The sequence below is a fragment of the Pseudomonas sp. SWRI50 genome (assembly GCF_014269095.1).
Taxonomy (GTDB): Bacteria; Pseudomonadota; Gammaproteobacteria; order Pseudomonadales; family Pseudomonadaceae; genus Aquipseudomonas; species Aquipseudomonas kermanshahensis.
The window spans coordinates 179,354-204,869 of sequence record NZ_JABWRW010000006.1; the positions used below are offsets into that span (position 1 = coordinate 179,354).

Here is a 25,516-nt window from a genome sequence, read left to right on the forward strand (position 1 = left end):
TTCATGCAAATGGGCAGTGCGCCTAAAAACCGCGCAGCTTTGTTATGATTCGGCACCTTCTGATATTCGCCCGACCAGGTAGTTCCTATGTCCGACCGCAGCGCTCGTCTCCAAGCACTCCAGCACGCACTCAAAGAGCGCATCCTGATCCTCGACGGCGGCATGGGTACTATGATCCAAAGTTATCGCCTCGAGGAACACGACTATCGTGGCACGCGCTTTGCTGATTGGCCAAGCGATGTGAAAGGTAACAACGACTTGTTGCTGCTCAGCCGCCCCGATGTCATCGCCGCGATCGAGAAAGCCTACCTGGACGCTGGCGCCGATATTCTCGAAACCAACACCTTCAACGCCACGCAGATTTCCCAGGCCGACTACGGCATGGAATCGCTGGTCTACGAGCTGAACGTCGAAGGCGCGCGCATCGCCCGCCAGGTGGCCGACGCCAAGACCCTGGAGACGCCGGACAAACCGCGCTTCGTCGCCGGCGTACTGGGCCCGACCAGCCGCACCTGCTCGATTTCCCCGGACGTCAACGACCCCGGCTACCGCAACGTCACCTTCGACGAACTGGTAGAAAACTACATCGAGGCCACCCGCGGCCTGATCGAGGGCGGCGCTGACCTGATCCTGATCGAAACCATCTTCGACACCCTCAACGCCAAGGCCGCGATCTTCGCCGTGCAACAGGTGTTCGAGGATGACAACGTCGAACTGCCGATCATGATCTCCGGCACCATCACCGACGCCTCGGGCCGCACCCTATCGGGCCAGACCACCGAAGCCTTCTGGAACTCGGTGCGCCACGCCAAGCCGATTTCCGTCGGCCTCAACTGCGCCCTCGGCGCCAAGGACCTGCGCCCGTACCTGGAAGAGCTGTCGACCAAGGCCGACACCCACGTCTCGGCGCACCCCAACGCCGGCCTGCCCAACGCCTTCGGTGAGTACGACGAAACCCCGGCCGAAATGGCCGCGGTGGTCGAGGAGTTCGCTGCCAGCGGCTTCCTCAACATCATCGGCGGCTGCTGCGGCACCACCCCAGGCCACATCCAGGCCATCGCCGAGGCGGTTGCCAAGTACAAGCCACGTGAGATCCCGGAGATCGCCAAGGCCTGCCGCCTGTCGGGTCTGGAGCCGTTCACCATCGACCGCCAGTCGCTGTTCGTCAACGTGGGCGAGCGCACCAACATCACCGGTTCCGCCAAGTTCGCCCGGCTGATCCGCGAAGAGAACTACACCGAAGCACTGGAAGTGGCCCTGCAACAGGTCGAAGCCGGTGCCCAGGTAATCGACATCAACATGGACGAAGGGATGCTCGACTCCCAGGCCGCCATGGTCCGCTTCCTCAACATGATCGCTGGCGAGCCGGACATCTCCCGCGTGCCGATCATGATCGACTCCTCCAAGTGGGAAGTGATCGAGGCGGGCCTCAAGTGCATCCAGGGCAAGGGCATCGTCAACTCGATTTCCATGAAGGAAGGCGTCGAGCAGTTCAAGCACCACGCCCGCCTGTGCAAGCGCTACGGCGCCGCCGTGGTGGTGATGGCCTTCGACGAGGTCGGCCAGGCCGACACCGCCGCGCGCAAGAAGGAAATCTGCAAGCGCAGCTACGACATCCTGGTCAACGAAGTCGGCTTCCCGCCGGAAGACATCATCTTCGACCCGAACATCTTCGCCGTCGCCACCGGCATCGAAGAGCACAACAACTACGCTGTCGACTTCATCGAAGCCTGCGCCTACATCCGCGACCACCTGCCCCACGCCTTGAGCTCGGGTGGTGTGTCCAACGTGTCGTTCTCGTTCCGCGGCAACAACCCGGTGCGTGAAGCGATCCACTCGGTGTTCCTGTTCCACGCCATCCGCAATGGCCTGACCATGGGTATCGTCAACGCCGGCCAGCTGGAAATCTACGACGAAATCCCGGCCGACCTGCGCAACAAGGTCGAGGACGTGGTGCTCAACCGCACCCCGGAAGGCACCGATGCCCTGCTGGCCATCGCCGACGACTACAAAGGCGGCGGCGCCACCAAGGAAGTCGAAAACGAAGCCTGGCGCTCGCTGCCGGTCGGCAAACGCCTGGAACATGCCCTGGTCAAAGGCATCACCGCGCACATCGTCGAAGACACCGAGGAGTGCCGCCAGCAGTGCGCGCGCCCGATCGAAGTCATCGAAGGCCCGCTGATGAGCGGCATGAACGTGGTCGGCGACCTGTTCGGTGCCGGCAAGATGTTCTTGCCGCAGGTGGTCAAGTCGGCGCGCGTGATGAAGCAGGCCGTGGCGCACCTGATCCCGTTCATCGAAGCCGAAAAAGGCGACAAGCCCGAAGCCAAGGGCAAGATCCTGATGGCCACGGTCAAGGGCGACGTGCACGACATCGGCAAGAACATCGTCGGCGTGGTGCTGGGCTGTAACGGCTACGACATCGTCGACCTGGGCGTGATGGTGCCGGCCGAGAAAATCCTGCAGACCGCACGCGACGAGAAATGCGACATCATCGGCCTGTCTGGCCTGATCACCCCGTCGCTGGACGAGATGGTCCACGTTGCCCGCGAAATGCAGCGTCAGGGTTTCAACCTGCCGCTGATGATCGGTGGCGCGACCACCTCCAAGGCGCACACGGCGGTGAAGATCGAACCCAAGTACAGCAACGACGCGGTGATCTACGTCACCGACGCTTCGCGCGCCGTCGGCGTGGCGACCCAATTGTTGTCCAAGGAGCTCAAGCCCGGCTTCGTCGAGAAAACCCGCCAGGATTACGTCGACGTGCGCGAGCGCACCGCCAACCGCAGTGCCCGCACCGAGCGCCTGAGCTACGCCAAGGCCATCGCGGCCAAGCCGCAGTATGATTGGGCAAGCTACCAGCCAGCCGTGCCTACCTTCACCGGCGTCAAGGTGCTGGAAGACATCGACCTGCGCACCCTGGCCGAGTACATCGACTGGACACCGTTCTTCATCTCCTGGGACCTGGCCGGCAAATTCCCGCGCATCCTCACCGACGAAGTGGTCGGCGAAGCCGCGACGTCGCTGTACAAGGACGCCCGCGAGATGCTCGACAAACTGATCGACGAGAAGCTGATCAGTGCCCGCGCCGTGTTCGGTTTCTGGCCGGCCAACCAGGTCGCCGATGACGACATCGAGGTCTATGGCGATGACGGCCAGCCCCTGGCCACCTTGCACCACCTGCGCCAGCAGACCATCAAGCCTGACAACAAGCCAAACTGGTCGCTGGCCGACTTCGTCGCACCCAAAGACAGCGGCGTCACCGACTACGTCGGCGGCTTCATCACCACCGCAGGCATCGGCGCCGAGGAAGTGGCCAAGGCCTACCAGGACAAGGGCGATGACTACAGCTCGATCATGGTCAAGGCCTTGGCCGACCGCCTGGCCGAAGCCTGCGCCGAATGGCTGCACGAGCAGGTGCGTAAAGAGCACTGGGGTTACGCCCGCGACGAGCACCTGGATAACGAAGCGTTGATCAAGGAGCAGTACAGCGGCATCCGCCCTGCCCCCGGCTACCCGGCCTGCCCGGACCACACCGAGAAAGAAACCCTGTTCCGCCTGCTCGACGGCACGGCCATTGGCGAGACAGGCCCAAGCGGCGTGTTCCTGACCGAACACTTTGCGATGTTCCCGGCGGCGGCGGTCAGCGGCTGGTACTTTGCCCACCCGCAGGCGCAGTACTTTGCCGTGGGCAAGGTCGACAAGGACCAGATCGACAGCTACAGCGCGCGTAAAGGCCAGGCGGTGAGCGTGAGTGAGCGGTGGTTGGCGCCTAACCTTGGGTACGACAGCTAAGACCGTTCTAGCCTGACTGGCCTCTTCGCGGGCGCGCCCCCTCCTGTGGGAGCGGGCTTGCCCGCGAAGAGGCCAGCAAAGCCAACATCCCTTCCATTGCCTACACTGTCCCTGATTGCCTCCGAATACCCAGGAGCCCCCATGGACGACTCAAGCCAAGGCAAGCCCCCTACCTTCTGGCAAATGCTGCACAGCATCCTCGCCGCCGCCTTCGGTGTGCAGAGCGGCAAGAACCGCGCACGCGATTTCACCCACGGCAAAGCCAGCCATTTCATTGCGATGGGTACCGTGTTTACCCTGCTGTTCATTCTGATACTGATCGGCCTGGTGCAATTGGCCATGCACCTGACCGCGCGTTGAGCCCATGAAAACGCCTGCGGGAATCCCTCCCGCAGGCGTCTTGGCTGCATCACGGTCTGAATGGAAGTCTACTGGTGGCTGACCCAATACACGGCGGTGACCACCACCAGGACGATCAAGCAAAGAATCGCCCAGGCATCGACACTGCTGTCAGCTTTGCGGACCTTGGTTGAATTTCCCATTGCATTGCCTCTTGTTGTGGTTATGGGAATGCACTACACCCACAGCAGTTAAGACGAGCAATGCCCTTTCCTCAAGCAAGGTCTTTTGTCCGGCGACGGGCGATGCTCAGGCGTTGGCAAGGCCTGCATCCCGCCAACGCCGCCGAGTGGCAATGCGTTCAGTAATCCATCGGTGCGGTCAGAAACGGGTACGTGTAGTCAGCCGGGCGCCCTTCAGCGCTGTAGGGCTGAAAATCGACACCATGATCCGCCTGCTCGAGCAACTTGAGCCAGCGTCGCGCCTTTGCCTGATCAATCGACTGCAGCGCGGGCACGCTGTGCTCACGCAGGCCATCGCGATTGACCACCAGCCCGCGCGCATCGTCGTGCAGCATGACCATGGCCCAGCCGCCCAAAGTGAAGTGCCCACCCATCAACACCCCAAGGCGCCCGTCGACCCGCGCCCGCAACGCCTCGGGCGAACTGTTGACGGCGCTGAACACGGCATCGCGCCCTGGCATGCGCCCAGCCGCCTCGAATGCCTGCATGGCGCCGAAGGCCATCTCATCGTTGGCCGACCACACAAGCGTGGTGTTCGGGTAACGCTGCAGCAACACACGCGCCTGCTCGAAGGCGCGCTCACGGCTCCAGCCGCCATACACCACCTGGCGCAGGCGCACCTGAGGGAAGTCGGCCAATGCGCGGCGCATGCCCGCTTCACGCTGTTGCGAGGCCGGTGTGGTTTTGACCCCAGCGAAGGCCACCAGGTCCACCGGCCCGTCAGTGCGCGGGAGCAAGGCAACCATCTGGTGCAGCATCTGGTAACCGGCCTGCTCGTCGTTGGTGGTCAGCGTGCCCAGCACCTGGGGGTACTTCTCGGGCTGCGCCTCGATGCTTTGTGCCTGGCTGGCCGTCAGCCCGTTGTTGACCAGAAACAGCTTGACCCCGGTCCCCTTCGACAGGCGAATGATTTCCGGCGCCACATACTGTTCGTTGACCAGCACCAGATAGTCCGGCCGCTGCGGGCCCTTGAGCAGCGCCCGTGCCTGGCTCAGCGTTCGCTCGGCATTGCGCTCGCTGTACTCGACCCGCAGCGTCATGCCCAGGTCGTCAGCCGCGGCCTGCATGAAGCGCGCATAACTGACCCAAAATGTCTCGGTGGACAAGCCTGGGTTAAGGAACACGACGGAAGCAGCCTGCGCATTGGCTGCCAACGGCAGGCTCAGGCACAAGCTTTGGCAAAGCGCCTTGAGCATGCGGTAACACCCCTTGCAACAAACCCGCGAGTATAAACCCACGGCACACGCGGACGAACAAATGCCAGTCAGTCTCACTTAGTTCGTTTGGTTCTTTTCATATGCAAAAACATCACTTTAGCGCATAAACACACTCTGATATCGTTCCCCAGCTCCGAACCGGAGTGCGCGGCCGTGCGCGCGAATAGCTGCATGCAGCCTGAGACAGGACTTTTATGTACGTATACGACGAGTACGATCAGCGGATCATCGAGGACCGCGTCAAGCAGTTCCGTGATCAGACCCGCCGCTACCTGGCCGGGGAGCTGAGCGAAGAAGAATTCCGCCCTCTGCGCCTGCAGAACGGCCTTTATATCCAACGTTTCGCCCCGATGCTGCGTGTCGCCGTGCCTTATGGCCAGCTGAACGCGCGCCAGGTCCGCACACTGGCCAAGATCGCTCGCGACTACGACAAGGGCTACGCCCACATTTCCACCCGCCAGAACGTGCAGTTCAACTGGCCGGCGCTGGAAGACATCCCAGACATCCTCGCCGAGCTGGCCACCGTGCAGATGCACGCGATCCAGACCAGCGGCAACTGCCTGCGCAACACCACCACCGACCAGTTCGCCGGTGTTGCCGCAGATGAAATCATCGACCCGCGCCCTTGGTGCGAGATCGTCCGCCAGTGGACCACCTTCCACCCGGAATTCGCCTACCTGCCGCGCAAGTTCAAGATCGCCATCAACGGCTCGAAAGAAGACCGCGCGGCCATCGAAGTGCACGATATCGGCCTGGAGCCGGTGCGCAACGAAGCGGGCGAGCTGGGCTTCCGTGTGCTGGTTGGCGGCGGCCTGGGGCGTACCCCGGTGGTCGGCTCGTTCATCAACGAGTTCCTGCCTTGGCAGGACCTGATCAGCTACCTGGACGCCATCCTGCGCGTGTACAACCGTTACGGTCGCCGTGACAACAAGTACAAGGCGCGGATCAAGATCCTGGTCAAGGCGCTGACGCCTGAAGTGTTCGCCGAAAAGGTCGAGGCCGAAATGGTCCACCTGCGCGGCGGCAACAGCACCCTGACCGAAGAGGAAGTACAGCGTGTTTCGCGCCACTTCGTCGACCCGGACTACCTGGCCCTGGACAACGTCGACTACAGCGCCCAAGACGCCGAAGCCCCAGGTTTCGCCCGCTGGCGCTCGCGCAACACCCGCGCCCACAAGCGCCCTGGCTATGTGGCCGTGACCTTGTCGCTCAAGCCTACCGGCGTTGCCCCTGGCGACCTGACCGACAAGCAACTGGACGCCGTGGCGGACCTCGCCGAGCGCTACAGCTTCGGCTTCCTGCGCACCTCGCACGAGCAGAACATCATCCTCGCCGACGTTGAGCAACGCCAGCTGCACGCCCTGTGGCTGGAGCTGCGCGAAGGTGGCTTCGCCACGCCGAACATCGGCCTGCTGACCGACATCATCTGCTGCCCGGGCGGTGACTACTGCTCGCTGGCCAACGCCAAGTCGATCCCGATCGCCGAATCCATCCAGCGCCGTTTCGACGACCTGGATTACCTGTTCGACATCGGCGAGATCGACCTGAACATCTCCGGTTGCATGAACGCCTGCGGCCACCACCACGTGGGCCACATCGGCATCCTCGGCGTGGACAAGAAAGGCGAGGAGTTCTACCAGGTGTCCTTGGGCGGCAACGCTGCGCGTGACGCGAGCCTGGGCAAGATCCTCGGCCCATCCTTCGCCCAGGACGCCATGGCCGATGTGATTGAAAAGCTGATCGCCGTGTACGTAGAACAGCGTACCGAGGAAGAGCGTTTCATCGACACCTACCAGCGTATCGGCATCGACCCCTTCAAGGAACGCGTCTATGCAGCGAATCATTAAAAACAACCAGATCGTCGACGAAACCTGGCACCTGCTGCCCAAGGAAACGTCGTTCGACGAGTTGACCAACTGCGACGACTACATCGTCCCGCTGCAACTGTGGCGCGACCATGCCCACGTGCTCAAGGCCCGCGACGGCGGCCTGGGCATCTGGATGGACAGCGACGAAGAAGCGGAAGAGATCGGCGAAGACGTGCAGCACTTCGAGGTCATCGCCTTGAACTTCCCGGCGTTCACCGACGGGCGCAGTTATTCCAACGCGCGCCTGCTGCGTGACCGCTACAAGTTCACCGGTGAGCTGCGCGCCATAGGCGACGTGCTGCGCGACCAGCTGTTCTTCATGGCCCGTTGTGGCTTCGATGCGTTTGCCATCCGTGCCGACAAGGACCCGGAAGACGCTCTGCAAAGCCTGAAGGACTTCTCGGTGACCTACCAGGCCGCCGCCGACCAGCCGCTGCCGCTGTTCCGCCGCCGCTGATCTTCATCACCCCTGGCCCGCGCTCTGGCGGGTCAGGGGCGTTGTTGCACACCCCTCTTCAACCACCGCCCGTCAGCCCCTGCGCCCCGGTGGCTTCCTGGTCACGCTCACCTCCCCCGCTTCTGCCGCCCGCGCCCACTCTGCTTGCAGACGCGCCAGCGCATTGCGCACCCGCGCCATGACCGCCTCGCTTAAGTGGTTCTGCTCAAGATTTACGGTCTCCGGATGGGCCTCTATCCAGCCGAGCGCCTCCTCGCTCAGTGCCGCGATACGGTTGCCACGCAAGTCCACGACCATGTCGGGATGACGCTGCAGCAACGCCAGGGGCACACTGCGCAAGCCGGTCGCGCGTAGCGACAAGTAGCGCAGTTGCACGTTGTAGTGCAGCCTAGGCGCCATGCCCAACGGGTTACCCTCCAGGCTCAGGACTTGCAACCGGGAGAACCATTCCAGCCGCAACTCGCTTTGGGCGTCCAAAACAATCGCGTTGTCGCGCAGATCCAGACGGGTCAAGCGGCCGAGGCCATTCAGTTGTTCCGGTACGCGGGTCAGCCGATTAGCACTGAGGTTGAGGATGCTTAGCCGGGCAAGGTTGCCAAGGCTGCGTGGCACATCGTTCAGCAGGTTGCCACCCAGCTGCAGGTTTTCAAGGTTCGGCAGTTGCCCTGCGCGGTCATCCAGCACAGCGATTTGATTGAAGGAAAGGTCGAGGCTGGCCAGGTGCTCCAACTGCTCGATACCGGCCGGCAACTCGACAAACTGATTGCCACTGAGGTCCAGGTCCGTCAGTTGCCTGGCATTGCCCAAACCGTCCAAGGTCTCGAGCAGATTACCGCCCAGGTACAACCTGCGCAGGCGTGGCAGATGCTCAAGCCCCTCGAAGGTCGAGAGCTGATTGCCTGTGAGGTCGACGTCCTCCAGGTTGGGGAAGCGGCGCAGGAAGTCGCCGCTGAGCGTGGCAAGCTGCTGGTTGCGTAGCGACAATGCGCGCAGGCGTTCGAACTGGATGCCGGCCGGCAGCTCGGGAAGCGAACTGACCGCCAACCCATCGGAGGATGAGCCCAGAGACGGCAGTTCATCACGGTAATTCGACTGCCAGGCTTCGCGCAGCACACCGGCGACGTACGACCGCGCCGCATACTCCGGTTCACTTGGCTGCCCGCGCCAGGCCTCGAGGCTGTGTTCAAGCTGCCGCGACAAATGTGCATAGGCAAGGGTACCGGGCCCATGCGGGGGTTCAAGCCGATACCAGCTCCACGGGTTGCCACGCGCAAGGGTCAACGTGAGTACCTGCTCCTCTTCCCTGCGCTGGGCGACGATCGCATTGACCGGCCCACTTGGCGCATGGTCCTGGCCCGGCTCTGGCACCAGCGCGGCCAGACGCGCACCGTACCTGCGGCGAATGGCTGCAAACTGCGCGCTGTATTCGACCCGCACGTGGTCCTGCCAGAACGTCTGCTGCACCAGGAACTGGCTGAGCGCTTCTGGCGTCTCGGCCCGGTGCACGGCAGCCTCGGCCTCGGCCAGGTCGCCCAGCGTTACTGTATCGACGTGCTGAAGGTCCAGGTAGGTCGGCTGGCCATAGAGGCTCAACGGCTCTGCAAGCCCCACCCGGAATGCCATGTAAATGTCGTCCTGATCGCGTTGGCCTGGCCGCCCTTGCAAGCGCTCGATGTGCTGTGCGGCAAAGCGGTCGACCTGATCGAGCCTGAACAGCTCACGGCCGAGGTTGCGCAACTCACGCTCAACTCGCCGACCACGCATGCCATCGGTGCGCAAGGCAACTTGCAGCCTGATGACCAACACATCGAGGTCGGCCCGCCCGCGCGGAATGGCGGCCTGCTCGAACACTGCACGCCGCACATGGGTATGGTGAAACATGGCATTGAGCAATTCACCGACGCGACGCCGCATACCCTGCGCTTGCCGAGTAAAGTCTTCGGCGTGCAGCAGTTCTGCGAGGTACCCAAAGAACGCATCGCTGTCGGCTTCAGCCCTTAACGCCTCCCACTGCCCGCGACGACGGGCGGCTTCCGCCTCGCTCAGCCCCTCGAACCATTGTTCATGCTCATTTACCCTTTCCACGACCGGCGGGGGCGGAGCAACATTTAAACGCTCAAGCGCAACCGCAGACAACGGGTTGCCGTGTAAACGCACGCTGTCGGGGTTGGCCCGCAGCAAGGGGGCCTGCGCCTCACTGACGTCAACGATGCGATTGTGACTGAGATCGACCCATTCAAGGTTCGCCATGTGCGAGGTGTCGGGCATGGCTGTCAGCCGGTTTCGCGACAGGTCCAGTTGGTTTACGCGCGGGAAACGAGCGAGGAAGTCGGCGTTGACCTCAGTCAGCTCCAGGTTGCGCAGCGTCAACGTGGTCACATGATCGAAATTCACTGCGGGCGGAAGGTCGGGCAGGCTGCCCAACCGTGTGCCTTCAAGGACCAGTATGGGGTTGCCACTGGCATCACGTACACGCCGCTGCCAGGCATGCCGAATCCGCCGTGCCATGCGTGCGCGTCTGATCAATTGGATCGGCCCGGACGATTGCCGGCGCCAGCGCCCTAGCGCCTGATCCAGTGCACGCTGCTCTTCGCACAGGCGCAGGTAGTAGTTCCACGGGGTGAGCCCCTGCTCGCGGGCGGTATTGTTGAAGGCTTCGAGGGCGCTGTCGTCATAGTCGGGAAACAACCGCTGAATACCCCGGCGCAGTGCGCGATTGCTGCTTTCGCCACGGCCGCTCAGGGGGTAGCCCAGGCGACCATCGCCCAGCCGCACCGGTGGCCGGAAGCCTAGCCCGACGGGCGCCATGCCCAGCAGCGTGGCGACCTTGTCGCGCTGCTCGCTGGCCCACTTCGACAAGGCATCGGCCAGTGTCTGCGGGGACTCGCTGGCTTCACCCAGGGCCCGCCGCTGCCACGGGTCGAGCTGCAGCAACAGCGCCTGGAACAGGCTGTCCTCGGCATTGGCCGCGGGCAAGGCGCGCCCGTAGGCATCCAGGGCCTGATAGCCCTTGGCCGTTCTGAGCACGCTGCGCACCTCAGTGGCTGCCTGTGCACCCGCCCAGGCGGTCCGTTCGCCGGTCAGCGTGCCGCTGCGCAGCTCTATGCGCACGCCTCGCCACGGCGCACGATCGGCAATCAAGGCCAAGGCCAGTTGCTCGCTGTCGCGATTGAGCGCTGCCGCCTGCAGCAGGCCTGCACAGGCGCGGTCCAGGCGCGTATCCCGTAGGTACCAGCGCGCCTGCTCGGCCAAGGCCAGCGGGACGCGCTGGCGTGCTTGCAGGTGCTCGACCTGCGCCTCGGTAGCATGCTCGATGATCTCCCTGGCCACGTTCACAGTGAGCCCGGGAAAGTCACGCTGCAACAGGGCTTCGTACGCCGTGGGGGGCGTTTGCTGCGCCTGCAGGTGACGCTCGAAGCCTTCGTCCCGCAACCAGGGCAACTGGTCATGCAGTTGATGACGCTGCACGGCATCCAGCAGCCGCGCGGGGGGCGGTGCATGTTCTACATGCAGCCGGCGCAGTCGGCCCTCATCGAGCCCGGTTGCGCGCAACACTTCATGGGCCACCTGGTCATCAAGGTGCGCCAGGTCATGGCCCAGGTCGCGCAACAACTGAGCGCTCCCCTGCCACTCGTGGGGGTGTTCGAGTTCATGCTGCCAGCCACCGGCATCATTGCCCTCAAGCAAGGGCGCATAGGCATCGGCGCGGACAGGGTGGCGGATGTGCCGTTCCTGCGATTCAGCGTCCAGCTCGGTCAAGTGCCTTGCTAGCGGTGTTCGCAGGTACTCTCGCCCCTCTGCCACGGTAAGTTGACCCAGAGCGCCTGGCCCCTCGACGGCATATCCGGGGAGCTCGGGGTCGCACAGTTTCAACCCGTGCTGACTGGTCTGTACGGGGACCCATTCATCGACCACGGCTGCACGGGCCAAGCGATGCGAGGCAGTACCCGCGCCGACATTGGCTGCTGTCATGATCAGCGTCTCGGCCACGGCATAGGCATGCTCCAGTGCGCCCTGGCGGTCACCGAGCTGCCAATCGGCATACCCCTCGTACACCTCGTCCGCCACCTGCAGCGCTGTAATGCCCAACAACGGCAACGCTAGCACCGGCAAGGCGAAACTCGCCAAGCCCAGTGCATCCAGAGCAAAGCTCTGGCAGAAATGCAAACGTCGGTCCCGCGCCTGGGCATCCACGGCGGCCGTGGGCACGGCATGCACCTTGGCGTTGTCCAGCAGGGTATCGATCTGTTGCTTGCGCAAGTGCTCGAACAACGGCAGCTCGATCGCCTCGTGGCGGCCGTCGAGCTGAACGGGGGCATTCTGGCCCGCACGCTTCAACGCATGGTCCACGGCTCGCGTGTAGGCTTCTCGGTCTCGCTCACCGATGAACCGTTGGAAGAACTCGACGTACTTCGGCAAGCGGAACTGTTTGCCCAAGGTCAGGAATAGCAAGTCCCAGGAGGCGAACCAGGTCAATGGGCCGTGAGGGTCATCGGGGATCCAACACAGCACGCCCTCCTGGTCAGCATGACGAACCTGAAAGGCCACGGCCCCTCGCACCCGTAGGCCAAACACCCTGATCTGCCGCGGCTCGAACCCGGCGATCGCTGACTTGGTCGCGACCACGGCCAGCAGCGGCGCACATTGCTCACAGGCATGCGCCACGATCTCTCCATTGACCAGTGACTGTCGCAGAGCGGCCTCCAGGCTTGCGCGAAAGCCCTCCTCCATCAACGCTTCGATGTGCCGGCCAGCCTCCCCGCCTGGAGTCAACTGTCCCCGCAGGTAAGCTTGGTATTGGCCACCCAGGTCGAGCGAGCGGCACAATACGGTGAACGCGTTGGGCGACAGGCCGAGGGCTTGCCCCCCGCTGTCCAACACCGCACTCCCCTGCATGAGCCCAGTGGCGAGGGTTTCGCCCTCGGTGAAGTTGTGCAGTGCCGACTGCAGCAGGCTGTGCTGGTAGACCTGCGCTTTGACCCCATCCGGGATGTGGGCAATGTATGAAGGAAAGCGCTGTAAGGTTCTGCGCCGCAGGGTGGCCTGGCGCACATCGAGTGTCAGCTGGTGTTGCTCCTGCAATGCGTGTTGCAGCAAAGGCGCGGCAAACGCATCCAATGGCGTGATCCGTGCCAACAAGCCGTGCAGCTCATGCTGTACCTGCTGCTGCCAGCGCTGGCTTTCGTGCAGGGCGTAGAGGGTCTCCAGCGAGGCCGTCGTCAGCCAGGCGGGCAAGCGGCTGGCGATCAGGGCGTCGGTGGAGTCGTTGGCAAAGGGTAGATCTGGCATCGCAGGCTCCTTGGGCCGGAGCTGCGATTGCATCAGGGTAGAGCGAGGCGCTTGCGGTAACTATGCAAAGCACCCCGCCCGCAGCGGCGTCAGCCGCGTTGGCTCAGCGTGTCAAACTGTGCCCACGCAGCACGCCAACGCGCCAGGTCCTGCTCATCCAGGGGGTTGTTGTTCAGGTTGAGTCGGTTGGGGTGTTGCCGCATCCACCCCAATGCCCGCTCGCTCAGCTCGACGATCAGGTTGTCGGCAAGGTCGACGTACACCTGTGTATGACGCTGCAGAAACGCCAAGGGGAATTCTCTCAGGCCGGTCGAGCGCAGCGACAGATGGCGCAGGTGGTCGAGGTTGCGCAGTGGCGGAATCATGCCTATAGGGTTGCCCTTCAAACTCAACGTTCGCAGTTCGCTGAACGCTTCCAGGCGTTGGCCGCCTGCCACGTCGATGACGATCTGGTTGTCCGCCAGGTACAGCTCGGTGAGTTGCCGCAACCGCTCCAGGCCCTCGGGTATCGCATCTAGCTGGTTGCCACGCAAATTGAGGACCCTCAAGCCAGGCATGTTGCCAATCACCGCAGGTACGCTGCTGATGCTGTTCTCAGCCAGGTTCAACTGCAACAGCCTACTCAGCCCGCTCAATGTGCCCGGCAGCTCGCTAAGGCGATTGCCGGAAAGCTCCAGCTGGGTCAGACCGACCATGCGATCGATACCTGCCGGCAGCAACGTGAACTGGTTGTTGCTCAGGTTAAGGTACTGCAGCCGGATCAACCGGTGAATGTGCTCGGGAAGTGCTGACAGCAGGTTGTCACTGAGGTCCAGTTGGGTCAGCAGCGTCAGGCCCTGCACACCATCAAGCGCGGCCAGCTGGTTGCGCCGCAGGTCCAGGCGCGTGAGCCGGGTCAGGGTTGCCAAACCGGGCACCTCTGTGAGCGCGTTGTCGTTCACGATCAGTTGGGTCAACGACGACAGGTGCTGCACCCCCTCAAGGGTGGTCAACCGGTTGTGCTGCGCATCCAGGCTGATCAAGCGATGCAGGCTGCCTAGCCCGGGCACCTCAGTCAATCGGTTGCCACTCAGTTGCAAGCTTCGCAACTGAGGGAAGCGGCCGAGGAAATCCCCCTCCAGCGCACTCAGCCCGATATTGCTCAGGCACAGTCTGTGCAGGTGCCCAAAGTGAAGATCTGCTGGCAGCACGGGCAGGTTGCCCACAGGCTCGTTCCGTACGATCAACTCATCAACCCCGCCAGGGCCATAGAAATGCGGCTCCCAGGCTTCGCGAATCATTTGCCCAACGCGCTGACGGCGATGGTAATTCACGGCCGTGGCCTGCCCCCGCCAGGCACGCAAGCTCAGGTCGAGCCGTTCGACCTGCCTGGCCAGTTCACTGAAGGCTGCCCAGACCGTGCGCCCTGGCCTTTGCGACAGTTGCAGCGCCAGCCACATCACATCCTGAGCAGGGCGATGCGGAAACAACTGGTGCAGCCCGGCACGAATGGACTGGCGAGCCTGTATGTCAGCGGTGGTCAGGACCTGACCGCGCGGTAAGCGCAGGGCATCGCCGCCACTCAGCGGGTAGCCCAGTCGACCATCGCCCAAGCGCACAGGCGGACGTATCACACCCGCTTTCTTCACCATGCCTAGCAATGATGCTGCGCGCTCGCGTTGCTCCGCGGCCCGCACGGCCAAGGCATGCCCAAGCTGCTCGCCAGTGAGCCCTCCCTCGCCCAGCACCTGCTTTTGCGCCTCATCGAGGTGCCACCACAGTGCCTGGAACAGGCTGTCATTTTCGCTGCCCAAGGGCAGCGCGCCGCCTAATGCAGGCAACGCCTGGTAACCCTGGCCACGCCTGAGGACGTAACGTACGTCAGTGGCCCCTTCTGCACCGATATGGGCGAGCAAGTCCCCACTCAGGCTGTCGTTGCGCAGCTCGACCCGGACAGTTTGTGCCCATGGCGCCGCATCAGCCAGCAGGCCCAATGCTAACCGCTCGGTGTCCGCATTCACCGCAGCCGCTTGATAGAAGCCTGCGCAGGCACGGTCCAGGCGACTGTCACGCAACAGCCAGCGCGCTTCGCTGGCCAGCGCAAGCGGCACGCGCTGTGTGCCGATCATGCGCTCCACCTCTTCAGGCCCGACGCGCTGGGTGATCTCCCGCGCACAGCGCGGGGTAAGCCCGGGGAAGTCACGCTTCAACAGCTGCTCTGCCGCCTCCAAGGGGCGCTGCAGGCCACTCAAGTGCAGCTCGAACGCATCGCCGTGCAATTCAGGGTACTGCGCATGCAACTGGTAGCGCTGCAAGGCATCATGCAGCCGCGCCGGTGCTGGCGCATGCTCAAGGTGCAGACGCCGCAGGCGCGCCTCATCAAATCCGGTCGTGTGCATGACATGCTCGGCCGTCAGGGGGTCGAGCGCGGCCCACGCGCTGTTCAAGCGCTGCATCAACGGCGTCGCCCCTTGCCAGTGCTGCGGGGTTTCCAACTGATGACGCCAACCGCCCTCACCGTTGCTGTCGAGCCAGGGCGAGTAGGCGTTCGGTCTGCTGGGGTGCTGAATACGCAAGCCCGTGCCTTGCGCATCTTCGACTACCTGGTAGGTCGCCAGATGGGTGCGCAGCCGTATCTGCCCGGCCAAACGTGTACGCTCGCCAACGGCCAGCCCCAACTGCGGCACCGCGTAGCCGGGTAATTCGGCATCGATCAGGCGAACCTCGTCGTTTGCCTTCAACACCGGCACCAACCCATCAACGTACGCCGAACGCTCGATCAATCGTCCCGCCACGAGCCCAATCGATGCCACAGCAATGCCGGCAACCAGGTTTTCGGCAACGCCCCACAAGTGGTTCAACGCCCCTTCACGGTCACCTAGCTTCCAATCTGCATAACCTTCATAGACTTCGTCAGCGATCTGCAAGGCAGCGATGCCCAACAGCGGCAGGCCAAGAACAGGGACAAACAGGCTGGCCAACCCCAAGAGATCGAACCCTGCGCTGGCATAGTCGCCCATGCGTCGTTCCCGCTCAGCCTGGTCCGCCTCGGCAGTTGGCGTGGCCAGTACACGCGCATCGTCCAGCAGCGTATCGAGGCGGACTTTTCGCAGATGCGGGAACAACGGCCGATCAATCGCTTGGCTACGACCGTCTAGCTGAACCGGCAGCGCGCCCGCTCTGGCCTGCAGCAAGCGACGCAGTGTGCGGCTGAAGGCACAGCGGTCACGCTCGCCGATGAACCGCTGGATGAAGGCTGGGTAGCCCTTCGCCTGGCAGCGTCGGCCCAGGCCGAGCCACAGCTCATCCCACGTCGCAAAACGCTGCAGCGGTCCGTGGGGGTCATCGGGAACCCACAGCACCACACCCTCCAGAGGCGCACTCGTCAGCCCCCCTCGCCGCGCTTCGAAAGCCAACACACCGCGCAGCTGCTTGCCCAGCACACGCAGATCGAATGGCAACAGGCGCGTAGTGTCGGAGTCCACCACGGCCACCGTTGAAAGCACAGGGAGGAACTGCAGGTACAGGCGCTCATCAATTTCGCCCTTGAGCACAGCCAGACGTACATCAGCCTCCAGGTTGGCACGCGCGCTGTCTTCAAGCAGGGTCTCCACCTGCTTGCCCTTATCCCCCGGCCCCAACAGAATTGATTCAAGGTGACGCTGGTAGCGCCCTCCCACGTCCACACTTCGGCAAAGCGCTACATAGGCCTGCGGGCTCAGAGACTGCGGTTGACCTTGCGCATCGACGATGACGCTGGTTTGAAAAGCACCAGAGGGCGGTGTCTCATGCTCGCTGAAATTGTGCAGCGCGGCCGTCAGCAAACTCACCTCAGCGATCTCGCTCACCGACTTCCCCAGCCCGCCAGGGCCCACCGATGCAATCGGTACGGTGGTGGTGGTGCGAAACTTTACCTGGCGCACCTCCAGCGCTGGCAACTGGCGATCACTCAGTGCCTGGTCTAGCAATGTCTTGGCAAAAGCGTCCAGTGGCGTTACACGGGAAAACAGCTCAGCCAAGCGGTGCTGGCTGCGTTGCTGGCGCTGCAGACTAACCCGCAGTTTGCCCAAGTGATCCTCGGATGCGCTGGCAAGCCAGGCCGGCAAGCGACTGGCGATCAGGGTATCCACTGCGTTGGGTTGAGGCTGTGGTGAGGGCATTGGCGGCTTCTCTGGTTGGTCAAAGCCCGAGATAACCAGCATTCCCCCTCACCACTGCGGTACTTAACGCTCCTGCGCAGGATGACGCATGCACGCTTCAACGGTGAGTTCACGAATCAACGCATGGAACACAGCGTTACGCTCGGCCGCCAGCACTGCGGCGCGTTGCATGAAGTCATTTGGACTGATTGCCATGGCATCCAACGCATCCAAACGCGCATGGAAACCTGAGAGCCGCGAATCCAACCGCTCAGCAAAACGCTGTTGGAGATAGTTCTGCCAGTACCTGCTGGCTGCAAGCGCTTCGATAAGTGCTTCAGGCCTGCCTTCTTGTACAAGGGACAACTGTTCGCGAGCCAACTGCACATAGGCACGCTCAAGATCATCACCCTGCAGGCCTTCAGTGCGCAGCGCGCGAACCCGGGCGAACTCAAGCCGATCGAGCTGGGCCAGATAGCTCTCGGCCATCCCGTCTCGTTGCGCTTCATCAAAAATGGCCCCTCGCACACGCTCATTCAATTCACAGGCGTCGATCAGGCTCCACACTCGCGCCTGTATGGCTTCAACATCCTGTTGAAAATCTGCGGTTCGACTCAAACCATCCAGGAACGCCAACCAATCTTCTACACCTGGCTCTGCCGTGAGCCGTGCCCATTGGGCTTGCCGTTGCTGCTGAAGTGGCGAGGGCAGGCCTTGCAGCCACCGATCACGCGAGGCTTCGACGCCATGTTGCTGAGCCTGCGGGTTCGCCACCCTCACCAATACCCGCTCCGGCGCACGTGCAGCCTGAGCTTGCAACTGTGGTTCCGGCTGTAGTTCCGGCTGAGACGGTTGCGCGGGTTCCAACGCTGGCTGGACAGCCGCCAACCGACGCGCGCTGACTTCAGACAGTGGATTGAGCTGGAGGTTTACGCCCTGAGGGTTCGCTCGGATCAAGCGGACCGCTTCCTCACTCAACTCACTGATGCGATTGCCATCGAGCCTGAGCGCCACGTTAGGGTGCTCACGCATAAGCGCCAAAGGGAACTCGTTCAGTTGGCAATTGGCGACGGCCACTCTCTCCAGTGAAGGGCTTTGCGGTAGCGTCGGTAGGCTCCCGAGCGGGTTATTGTTCAGGTCCAGCATCCTCAGCGCTGACAATGCGTTCAGCCGAGCGGCGCCCGCGACATTCACGACAATCTGGTTGTTCGCCAGGCCCAACTGCTGAAGCCGACCAAGCCCGCGCAAGGCGTCGGGCACTTGGGTGAGGTGGTTGTCGTTCAGAAACAGGGTCGTCAGTTCAGTCAATCGCTCCAAGCCTTCAGGCAGCGACACCAACTGGTTGTTGGACAATGACAGATCATCCAGCCTGCGCAGGTCACAGACCCATGCCGGCACTTCGCTGAGGTGGCAGTTGTTGATCCGCAACTGAATCAGATTAGTGAAGCGGCTGAAATAGTTGGGCGAGACGCTGGAAAAATCGATATTTACCAGCCGCAGCCATCGCAGCCGCCCCCAGCTTATCGTGTCTGGGAATTGCGGCAGTGAGCCGATTTGCGCACCGTCAATGCGCAGCGAAAAATGTCGCTCGTGTGGAGGCGATACGCTTCCCGGCACCTCCGGCAGCCAGCTTGCAAGCAGACGACGTGCAAAGGCCAGCCGGCCAGGGTCGTCGCCGCACCACTCTTCCAGGCTTTCTCGCAACGTAGTGGCCTGCTCAAGCACATTGAGATGTGCAGCCAGCACCTCATGCTGTGGCAGACGCGCACTGGCATTGGTCACCTGGTTGCCAATCCTTACCAAGATGGCGCGAAGTGCCTGCACGCGCTGAGGATCATCTGCAATTATCAGATCACCCTCTTGAGGTGTAAACGGATCCACCGGTTCCAAGCGATCATTGGCGTCCAGTCGCTGAACAGACGCCTGGGACAAGGGGTTGTAATCAAGGCAGATACGCGCCCTGTCGCGAGCGATCAATCGCAAAGACTCATCATCCAGCTCAACGATCCGGTTGCCCTCGAGCGCTAGGCTCATACCCGGATGCTGGCCAAGCAGCTCGGTTGGAAACGCCTGCAGTTGAGTGTTGCGCAGCGTAACCCGTCTCAACTCGATGCTTCTGACCAACGAAGGCATGCTCGCCAGCGGGTTACCGTCGAGTATCAGCACTTCCAGCTGTTGCATGCCTTCCAGACGAGCACTGTTGTGGGCATCGATGACGATACCGTTGCTTTCCAGATTCAAGGTACGCAGTTCGCCCAATTGCCCAAGCACCTGCGGGATTGCCGTCAAACGATTGTGCCCCAAGTCCAGACTCGACAAACGCGCCATGCGCGAAAGTTGAGCCGGCAGTGCCGTCAAGCGGTTGCTTCGCAAGCTCACGTGGGTGAGGTGCTCAAGGTTTAACAGCCACTGAGGCAGTGCCTCCAAGGCCGTATTAATCAATCTCAAACTACGTAGTCCGGCAAAGTGTTGCGCAGTGAAGGGCGGCAGCTCCGTTGCGCTGATGTTGCGCAAGGTCAAGCCGCTAAGCCGGCCCCAGCCAACGGTGTGCGGGAACGGTGGCAGCCCGCCGGTCAGCGCGCCGTCAAGATCAAGTTGGAAGGTTGGCGTTTCACCTGGCAATTGTGGATGCCAAGCCTGCAGAATCTCTCGGGCCATAATCGCTCGCGACGCACTCCAATGCAGTCGCACACCACGGTCCGCACCTGCAGCGCGTTGCGCCGCATCCCCCGCCAGGCTCCAGGTATCCAGGCGGGTGCGCAACGTACTGACCTGCCGGGCCAAGTCAGCATAATGATTCCAGACATCGCGCCTTGGCGAGCTGGCAATAGCTTGCGCGTACTGGCGCAGGGTAGTTTCTTCACGGGCCGGGAACAGCCGTCGCAGGCCTTCGAGAAGGGGCCGAACCTGCGCTTCGTCGATCACCAGCAAAGGGTGCTCTTCTGGCAGACGGACACCCGGGTTGCCACTCAACGGATACCCCAAGCGCCCGCCGCTAAGTCGCATAAGTGGCCTCAAGCTCGATGGCGGTGGCGTCAGGCCAATCAATTGTGCAGCCTGGCCATGGCGAGCGTTTGCGCGTTGCCTCAGGCCATCAGTCAACTGTGCGGCCGATTGCCCAGCCTGGCCCAGCACACTTCGCTGCCCCGTATCCAACTGTTTCAGCAACGCTTCGAACAGGCTCTCACCCTGTACACCGTTGGTCAGCTGTGTCCCATCGTTGGCATAAGCTTGGTAGCGGTCGCTATCTCGGACAATGATACGAGCCTGACCTGCTTTATTCGCCCCTGCCCAGGCGATCAGCTCACCCTCTTGAGTCGCATGGCGTATCTCCACCCTTTCGCCCTCAGGCCAAGGCGCCCAGCCTTCGATCAGCCCAAGGGCCAGCCGCTCGGTATCGGCGTTAATAGCCGATGCTTGCCACAAGCCCGCGCAGGCGCGGTCCACTCGCGCATCGCGCAGGTACCAGCGGGCAGTGCCAGCCAGCGCCATGGGCACCTTCCGCTGAGTGACCATGCGCTGCACCAGGCTTGGCTCGGCATTGGCGACGATCTCCTGCGCACCCCGCACGCTTAGCCCAGGGAAAGCACCCCGAAGCATCCGTGCCTCCGGGGACGCCAAAGGCTGCTCCGCCTGCCACCTTTGCTCGAATGCTGCGCCATGCAGCCCTGGCTCACGTTGATGCAGTTGGTAGCGTTGCAGGGCATCGAGCAGTTGTGCGGGGGCTGGCGCATTCTGCGCATGCAGACGGCGCATGCGTGCTTGATCAAAACCGGTGATGTGCAGCACATCGTTTGCCGTGGCATCGGATACATCACTCAACGCGCTACCCAAACGCCTGAACATCTGCGCTGCATCCTGCCACTGTTGCACAGCTTCAAGCGCATGGCGCCAGCCGCCGGCACCATTGTGCTCCAGCAACGGCGCGTAGGCGTGCAGGCGCGTGGGGTGCAAGATGCACAGCTGCCGTGTCAACGGATCCTCAGCGACCCTGTAGGTGCCAGTGTGGGTGCGAAGTCGCTCTTGCCCTGCCTCGCCGCCTCGCTCACCCACCGCCAACGTGTCGTCCAGCACTTCGTAACCCGGCAGTTCGGGGTGTACCAGGCTTACCTGCCCCTCAGTCAACCGCACGGGCACCAACCGGCGCACCAGGCCGGCGCTTTTGAGCACACGCCCAGCAATCACGCCGACGCCTACCCCTACCCCAACCAAGGCGATATTTTCGGCAACGCCCAACAGGTGCTCCAGCGCTCCCTGCCGGTCACCCAGTTGCCAATCGACATAGCCCTCGTACACCCCCGAGACCACCTCGATCGCCGCAATGGCCAGCAAGGGCAAGCCCAACCAAGGCACGAACAGGCTCGCTAGCCCAAGCACGGACAAGCCTGCATCAAGGTAGAAGTGCAGGCGCGCGTTGCGCTCGTTGCTGTCCTGATCTGCCGTGGGCACCGCCAAGACCCTGGCATCATCGAGCAGCGTGTCGAGCTGCACCTTACGCATGTGCTCGAACAGCGGCAGCTCGATAGCTTCATAACGGCCGTCGAGTTTGGCAGGCAGGTGGGCAGCACGCGCTGCTTTTGCTTTGCTCAACGCCTGGGTGAATGCCATTCGGTCGCGCTGGCCAATGAAGCGCTGGAAAAACGGTTCATAGCCGGGTAGCCGGAACAGCTCACCCAGGCTACTGAACAACGTGTCCCAGTTGCCATACCAGGTAAGTGCCCCCTGCTCGTCACCTGGGATCCAGCAAATTACGCCCTCCAGGGGGGCAGTTGCCCGCCCGCCTTGCCGCACTTCGAAGGCCATGGCCCCACGAATCTGCTTGCCGAGCAGCCGCAGGGCTTTGGGGATCAACACCGCTGAATCACTGCCCTCGGTGGGCACAGATGACATGAGCGGTAGAAACAGCTGATAGCCTCGCTCATTGATCTCACCCTTCAAGGCCGACAGCCGCACTGCCGCCTCCAACGCTGCCCGGTGGCCCTCTTCGACTATTCGGTTAACACGGCGCCCCTCCTCTAACGGGGCTTGATAGCGGGCCTTGAGGTAGTCCTGGTACTGCTTGCCCACATCGAGCGTGCGACAAAGCTCAGCGAATGCCACGGGCGCAAACGCAAGCGGGCTGGCGTTTTCATCGAGCAATGTCGCGCCGTCCTGAGAAGCTGCCTCACCCGCACTGAAGTTGTGCAGTGCGGCCTCAAGCAACGAATGCTTGAAAAACCGCACTTGCGGCTTGCCCAGCAGTTTTGCCAAGGGTGCAGGGAGCACGACTTTCAACTGAATCTGCGCCTTGCTCACGTCCAGCTGCAACTGCTGGTCGTGCAGGGCCTGCTGCAACAAGGGGGCGGCAAAATCATCGAGCCCAGTAGTCCCTTGGTAAAGACCCTGTAGCTGCTGCTGAACGTCCATTTGCTGGCTCAGGCACAGGTTCAGTGCCCTCAGACGCTCCGGTGTGGCACTGGCCAGCCAGTTGGGAAGGCGGCTGGCGATCAACTCGTCCAGCAGGTCGTCGCTATGGGTTGCCATCGGCATGATCGAGCGCTCCACTTGAATTGGGGCTCGATCACATCAGCTGCGCGGCAGGCGGCGGTGGTAGATGACTACCTGCTTGCCATTGAAAAGCGATTGCGCAGAGCGCGCATCGCAGCGTCATTACCTCTCGGTGCGTTTATCCACAAGCGCCAATTCTTGCTCCAGACGCAAAGTACTTTGGAGTGACGACGGCTTTATCACCTTCTGGAGAAGCCGCACACTGCTCCCTCACCTGAACAACCAACGCAAGCACCGTTCGGTTCACGTAGCCTCATCAGGAGCAAGATCATGAGCATTCCCTCTTTCGGCCTGGGCACCTTCCGCCTCACCGGCCAGGCCGTCATCGATTCGGTCAAGTCGGCCCTGGCGCTGGGCTACCGCGTCATCGACACCGCACAGATCTACAAGAACGAAGCCGAGGTGGGCCAAGCCATCGCCGAAAGCGGCGTGCCGCGCAGCGAGCTGTTCATCACCACCAAGATCTGGGTCGACAACTACGCCGCCGACAAGCTGGTCCCCAGCCTGCGCGAGAGCCTGACCAAGCTGCGCACCGACCATGTCGACCTGTTGCTGATCCACTGGCCGGCACCGGGCAATGGCGTCGAGCTGCCCGAGTACATGGCAGCCCTGGCTGAGGCCAAGGCGCAGGGCCTGACCCGCCAGATCGGTGTGTCCAACTTCAACATCGACCTGACCCAGCAGGCCATCGCGGTGGTTGGCGAGGGCGAAATCGCCACCAACCAGATCGAGCTCAGCCCTTACCTGCAAAATGCCAAGCTGGCCGCGTTCCTGCAGGATCAGGGCATCACCGTCACCTCCTACATGACCCTGGCCTATGGCAAGGTCCTGAAAGACCCGGTGCTGGCTGAGATCGCTGCCAAGCACAAAGCCACCGTCGCGCAAGTGGCCCTGGCCTGGGCCCTGCAACTGGGCTATGCGGTGATCCCGTCGTCGACCAAACGCGAAAACCTGGCCAGCAACCTGCTCGCCCGAGACCTGCGCCTGGACGCCGACGACATGGCGCGCATCGCCACGCTCGAACGCAACGGGCGTGAAGTCAGCCCGGATGGCCTTGCGCCAGCCTGGGACTGATCGCCCTTCCGCTGCAGCTTGCACTGTAGGAGCAGCCTTGTGCTGCGAAGAGGCCCGTAAACACAGCGAAGACTCATGCTGTGTTCACCGGCCTCTTCGCAGCACAAGGCTGCTCCTACCCCCCTTCATCCAATCCGGAGCGCTCGATGAGCACGCTTTCTCCCAAACGGGTCCTGTTCGCCCTGGCCATCGGCGCCTTCGGCATCGGCACCACCGAATTCACCCCCATGGGCCTGTTGCCCGTGATCGCCCAAGGCGTCGATGCAAGCATCCCCAGCGCGGGCATGCTGATCACCGCCTACGCCATCGGCGTGATGGTCGGTGCACCGATCATGACCTTGCTGTTCAGCCGCTTCGGCAAGCGCGCCGCGCTGATGTCGCTGATGGCCATCTTCACCCTGGGCAACCTGTTGTCGGCACTTTCGCCGGACTACTACACGCTGCTTGCCTCCCGCCTGGTCACCAGCCTCAACCACGGGGCCTTCTTCGGCCTGGGCGCAGTGGTTGCTGCCAGCGTGGTGCCCAAGGACAAACAAGCCAGCGCCGTGGCGACCATGTTCATGGGCCTGACCATCGCCAATATCGGCGGTGTGCCTGCCGCCACCTGGGTCGGCCAGCAGGTCGGCTGGCGCATGGCGTTTGCCGGCACAGCGGTGCTCGGCCTGCTGGCCATGGCCGCGCTGTGGTACGCCCTGCCCAAGGGTGAGCGCGGCAGCGTGCCCCATGTACGCAAGGAACTGGCCGTGATTGCCCGCCCCAGCGTGCTGCTGGCCATGGCCACCACCGTGCTGGGTGCCGGCGCCATGTTCACCCTGTACACCTACGTGGCGCCGGTACTGGCCGAGCTGACCGGTGCCTCGGACAGCTTCGTCACCCTCGGGCTGGTCCTGATCGGCGTGGGCTTCACCTTGGGCAACAGCCTCGGCGGGCGACTGGCCGATTGGTCACTGGATGGCGCGGCACGGATCTTCCTGGGTGCGTTGGCGGTGATCATGCTGCTGATGCCACTGGTGCTGGGCAGCCACCTGGGCGCCGCCCTCGCGCTGCTGGTGTGGGGTGTGTTCACCTTCGCCGTGGTGCCGCCACTGCAGATGCGCGTCATGACCGCCGCCGCCGAGGCCCCAGGGCTGGCCTCTTCGATCAACGTCGGCGCGTTCAACCTTGGCAATGCCGTGGGCGCTGCGCTGGGAGGTGGGGTGATCAGCCTGAACCTGGGCTACGCGGCGGTACCGATGGCTGGTGGGCTGCTGGCGGCTGCGGGGCTGCTTTTGGTATGGCTCGGCGGGCGCGCGAAGGCGACGGGCACAGCGTTGGACGGCGCAGCCTGAACGCCTGAGAACCTCCCCTAGAGAGGATGTTTCATTGATTTAGCAGGGCCCCGTGGGAGCCGGCTCCCACAGGTGCGGCGCTAGACTTGGAGGCTACACAGTTCGGGTGGGAGCGGCGGTGCGGCGGTCCGACTTGCCCGCGAAGAGACCGGAACAAGCACCACAAGACAGCTGCTCCCACAGAGTCAGGGACTCACTTGCGACCTCCGCATCCCAACATTATTCCGCCGCCCGCAATTATG

The 25,516-nt window shown here is 62.8% G+C and carries 10 protein-coding genes; 6 read left to right on the plus strand and 4 right to left on the minus strand.

Annotated elements, in window-relative coordinates:
• Nucleotides 1-87: 87 nt before the first annotated feature.
• On the plus strand, nt 88-3,795 hold the full coding sequence (gene metH / locus HU750_RS09285; RefSeq protein WP_186678852.1) for a methionine synthase: 3,708 nt from the start codon (nt 88-90) through the stop codon (nt 3,793-3,795).
• A 141-nt stretch (nt 3,796-3,936) separates the two neighbouring features.
• Entirely contained in the window at nt 3,937-4,155 is a 219-nt protein-coding gene (locus HU750_RS09290; protein WP_085273248.1) for a DUF2970 domain-containing protein, read from the plus strand.
• Between the two features lie 340 nt (nt 4,156-4,495).
• Here HU750_RS09290 and HU750_RS09295 read toward each other — a convergent pair whose 3' ends face one another.
• On the minus strand, nt 4,496-5,572 hold the full coding sequence (locus HU750_RS09295) for an ABC transporter substrate-binding protein (protein WP_186678854.1): 1,077 nt from the start codon (nt 5,570-5,572) through the stop codon (nt 4,496-4,498).
• A gap of 215 nt (nt 5,573-5,787) precedes the next feature.
• Here HU750_RS09295 and HU750_RS09300 point away from each other — a divergent pair, with 215 nt between their 5' ends.
• Both HU750_RS09300 and HU750_RS09305 read left to right on the plus strand, forming a co-directional pair.
• On the plus strand, nt 5,788-7,440 hold the full coding sequence (locus tag HU750_RS09300) for a nitrite/sulfite reductase (RefSeq protein WP_186678856.1): 1,653 nt from the start codon (nt 5,788-5,790) through the stop codon (nt 7,438-7,440).
• A complete protein-coding gene (locus HU750_RS09305; RefSeq protein WP_186678858.1) occupies nt 7,424-7,918 on the plus strand; it encodes a DUF934 domain-containing protein in 495 nt (164 codons plus the stop codon). The genes HU750_RS09300 and HU750_RS09305 overlap by 17 nt, the downstream gene beginning before the upstream one ends.
• A 72-nt stretch (nt 7,919-7,990) precedes the next feature.
• Here the strand turns inward: HU750_RS09305 and HU750_RS09310 are convergent, their stop codons facing one another.
• The 3 genes from HU750_RS09310 to HU750_RS09320 all read right to left on the minus strand — a co-directional run bounded on the left by HU750_RS09310 (nt 7,991) and on the right by HU750_RS09320 (nt 22,854).
• Nucleotides 7,991-13,207, minus strand: a complete 5,217-nt coding sequence (locus HU750_RS09310; protein WP_186678859.1) for an NEL-type E3 ubiquitin ligase domain-containing protein — start codon at nt 13,205-13,207, stop codon at nt 7,991-7,993.
• A gap of 89 nt (nt 13,208-13,296) precedes the next feature.
• On the minus strand, nt 13,297-17,346 hold the full coding sequence (locus HU750_RS09315) for a leucine-rich repeat domain-containing protein (RefSeq protein ID WP_186678862.1): 4,050 nt from the start codon (nt 17,344-17,346) through the stop codon (nt 13,297-13,299).
• A gap of 63 nt (nt 17,347-17,409) precedes the next feature.
• Nucleotides 17,410-22,854, minus strand: a complete 5,445-nt coding sequence (locus HU750_RS09320; RefSeq protein WP_186678863.1) for a dermonecrotic toxin domain-containing protein — start codon at nt 22,852-22,854, stop codon at nt 17,410-17,412.
• 288 nt (nt 22,855-23,142) lie between these two features.
• Between HU750_RS09320 and dkgB the strand changes: the two genes are divergently transcribed.
• Both dkgB and HU750_RS09330 read left to right on the plus strand, forming a co-directional pair.
• Nucleotides 23,143-23,946: a 2,5-didehydrogluconate reductase DkgB gene (gene dkgB / locus HU750_RS09325; protein WP_186678864.1), complete on the plus strand. Its 804-nt coding sequence runs from the start codon at nt 23,143-23,145 to the stop codon at nt 23,944-23,946.
• 146 nt (nt 23,947-24,092) lie between these two features.
• On the plus strand, nt 24,093-25,274 hold the full coding sequence (locus HU750_RS09330) for an MFS transporter (RefSeq protein WP_027593887.1): 1,182 nt from the start codon (nt 24,093-24,095) through the stop codon (nt 25,272-25,274).
• The last annotated feature ends 242 nt before the right edge of the window (nt 25,275-25,516 follow it).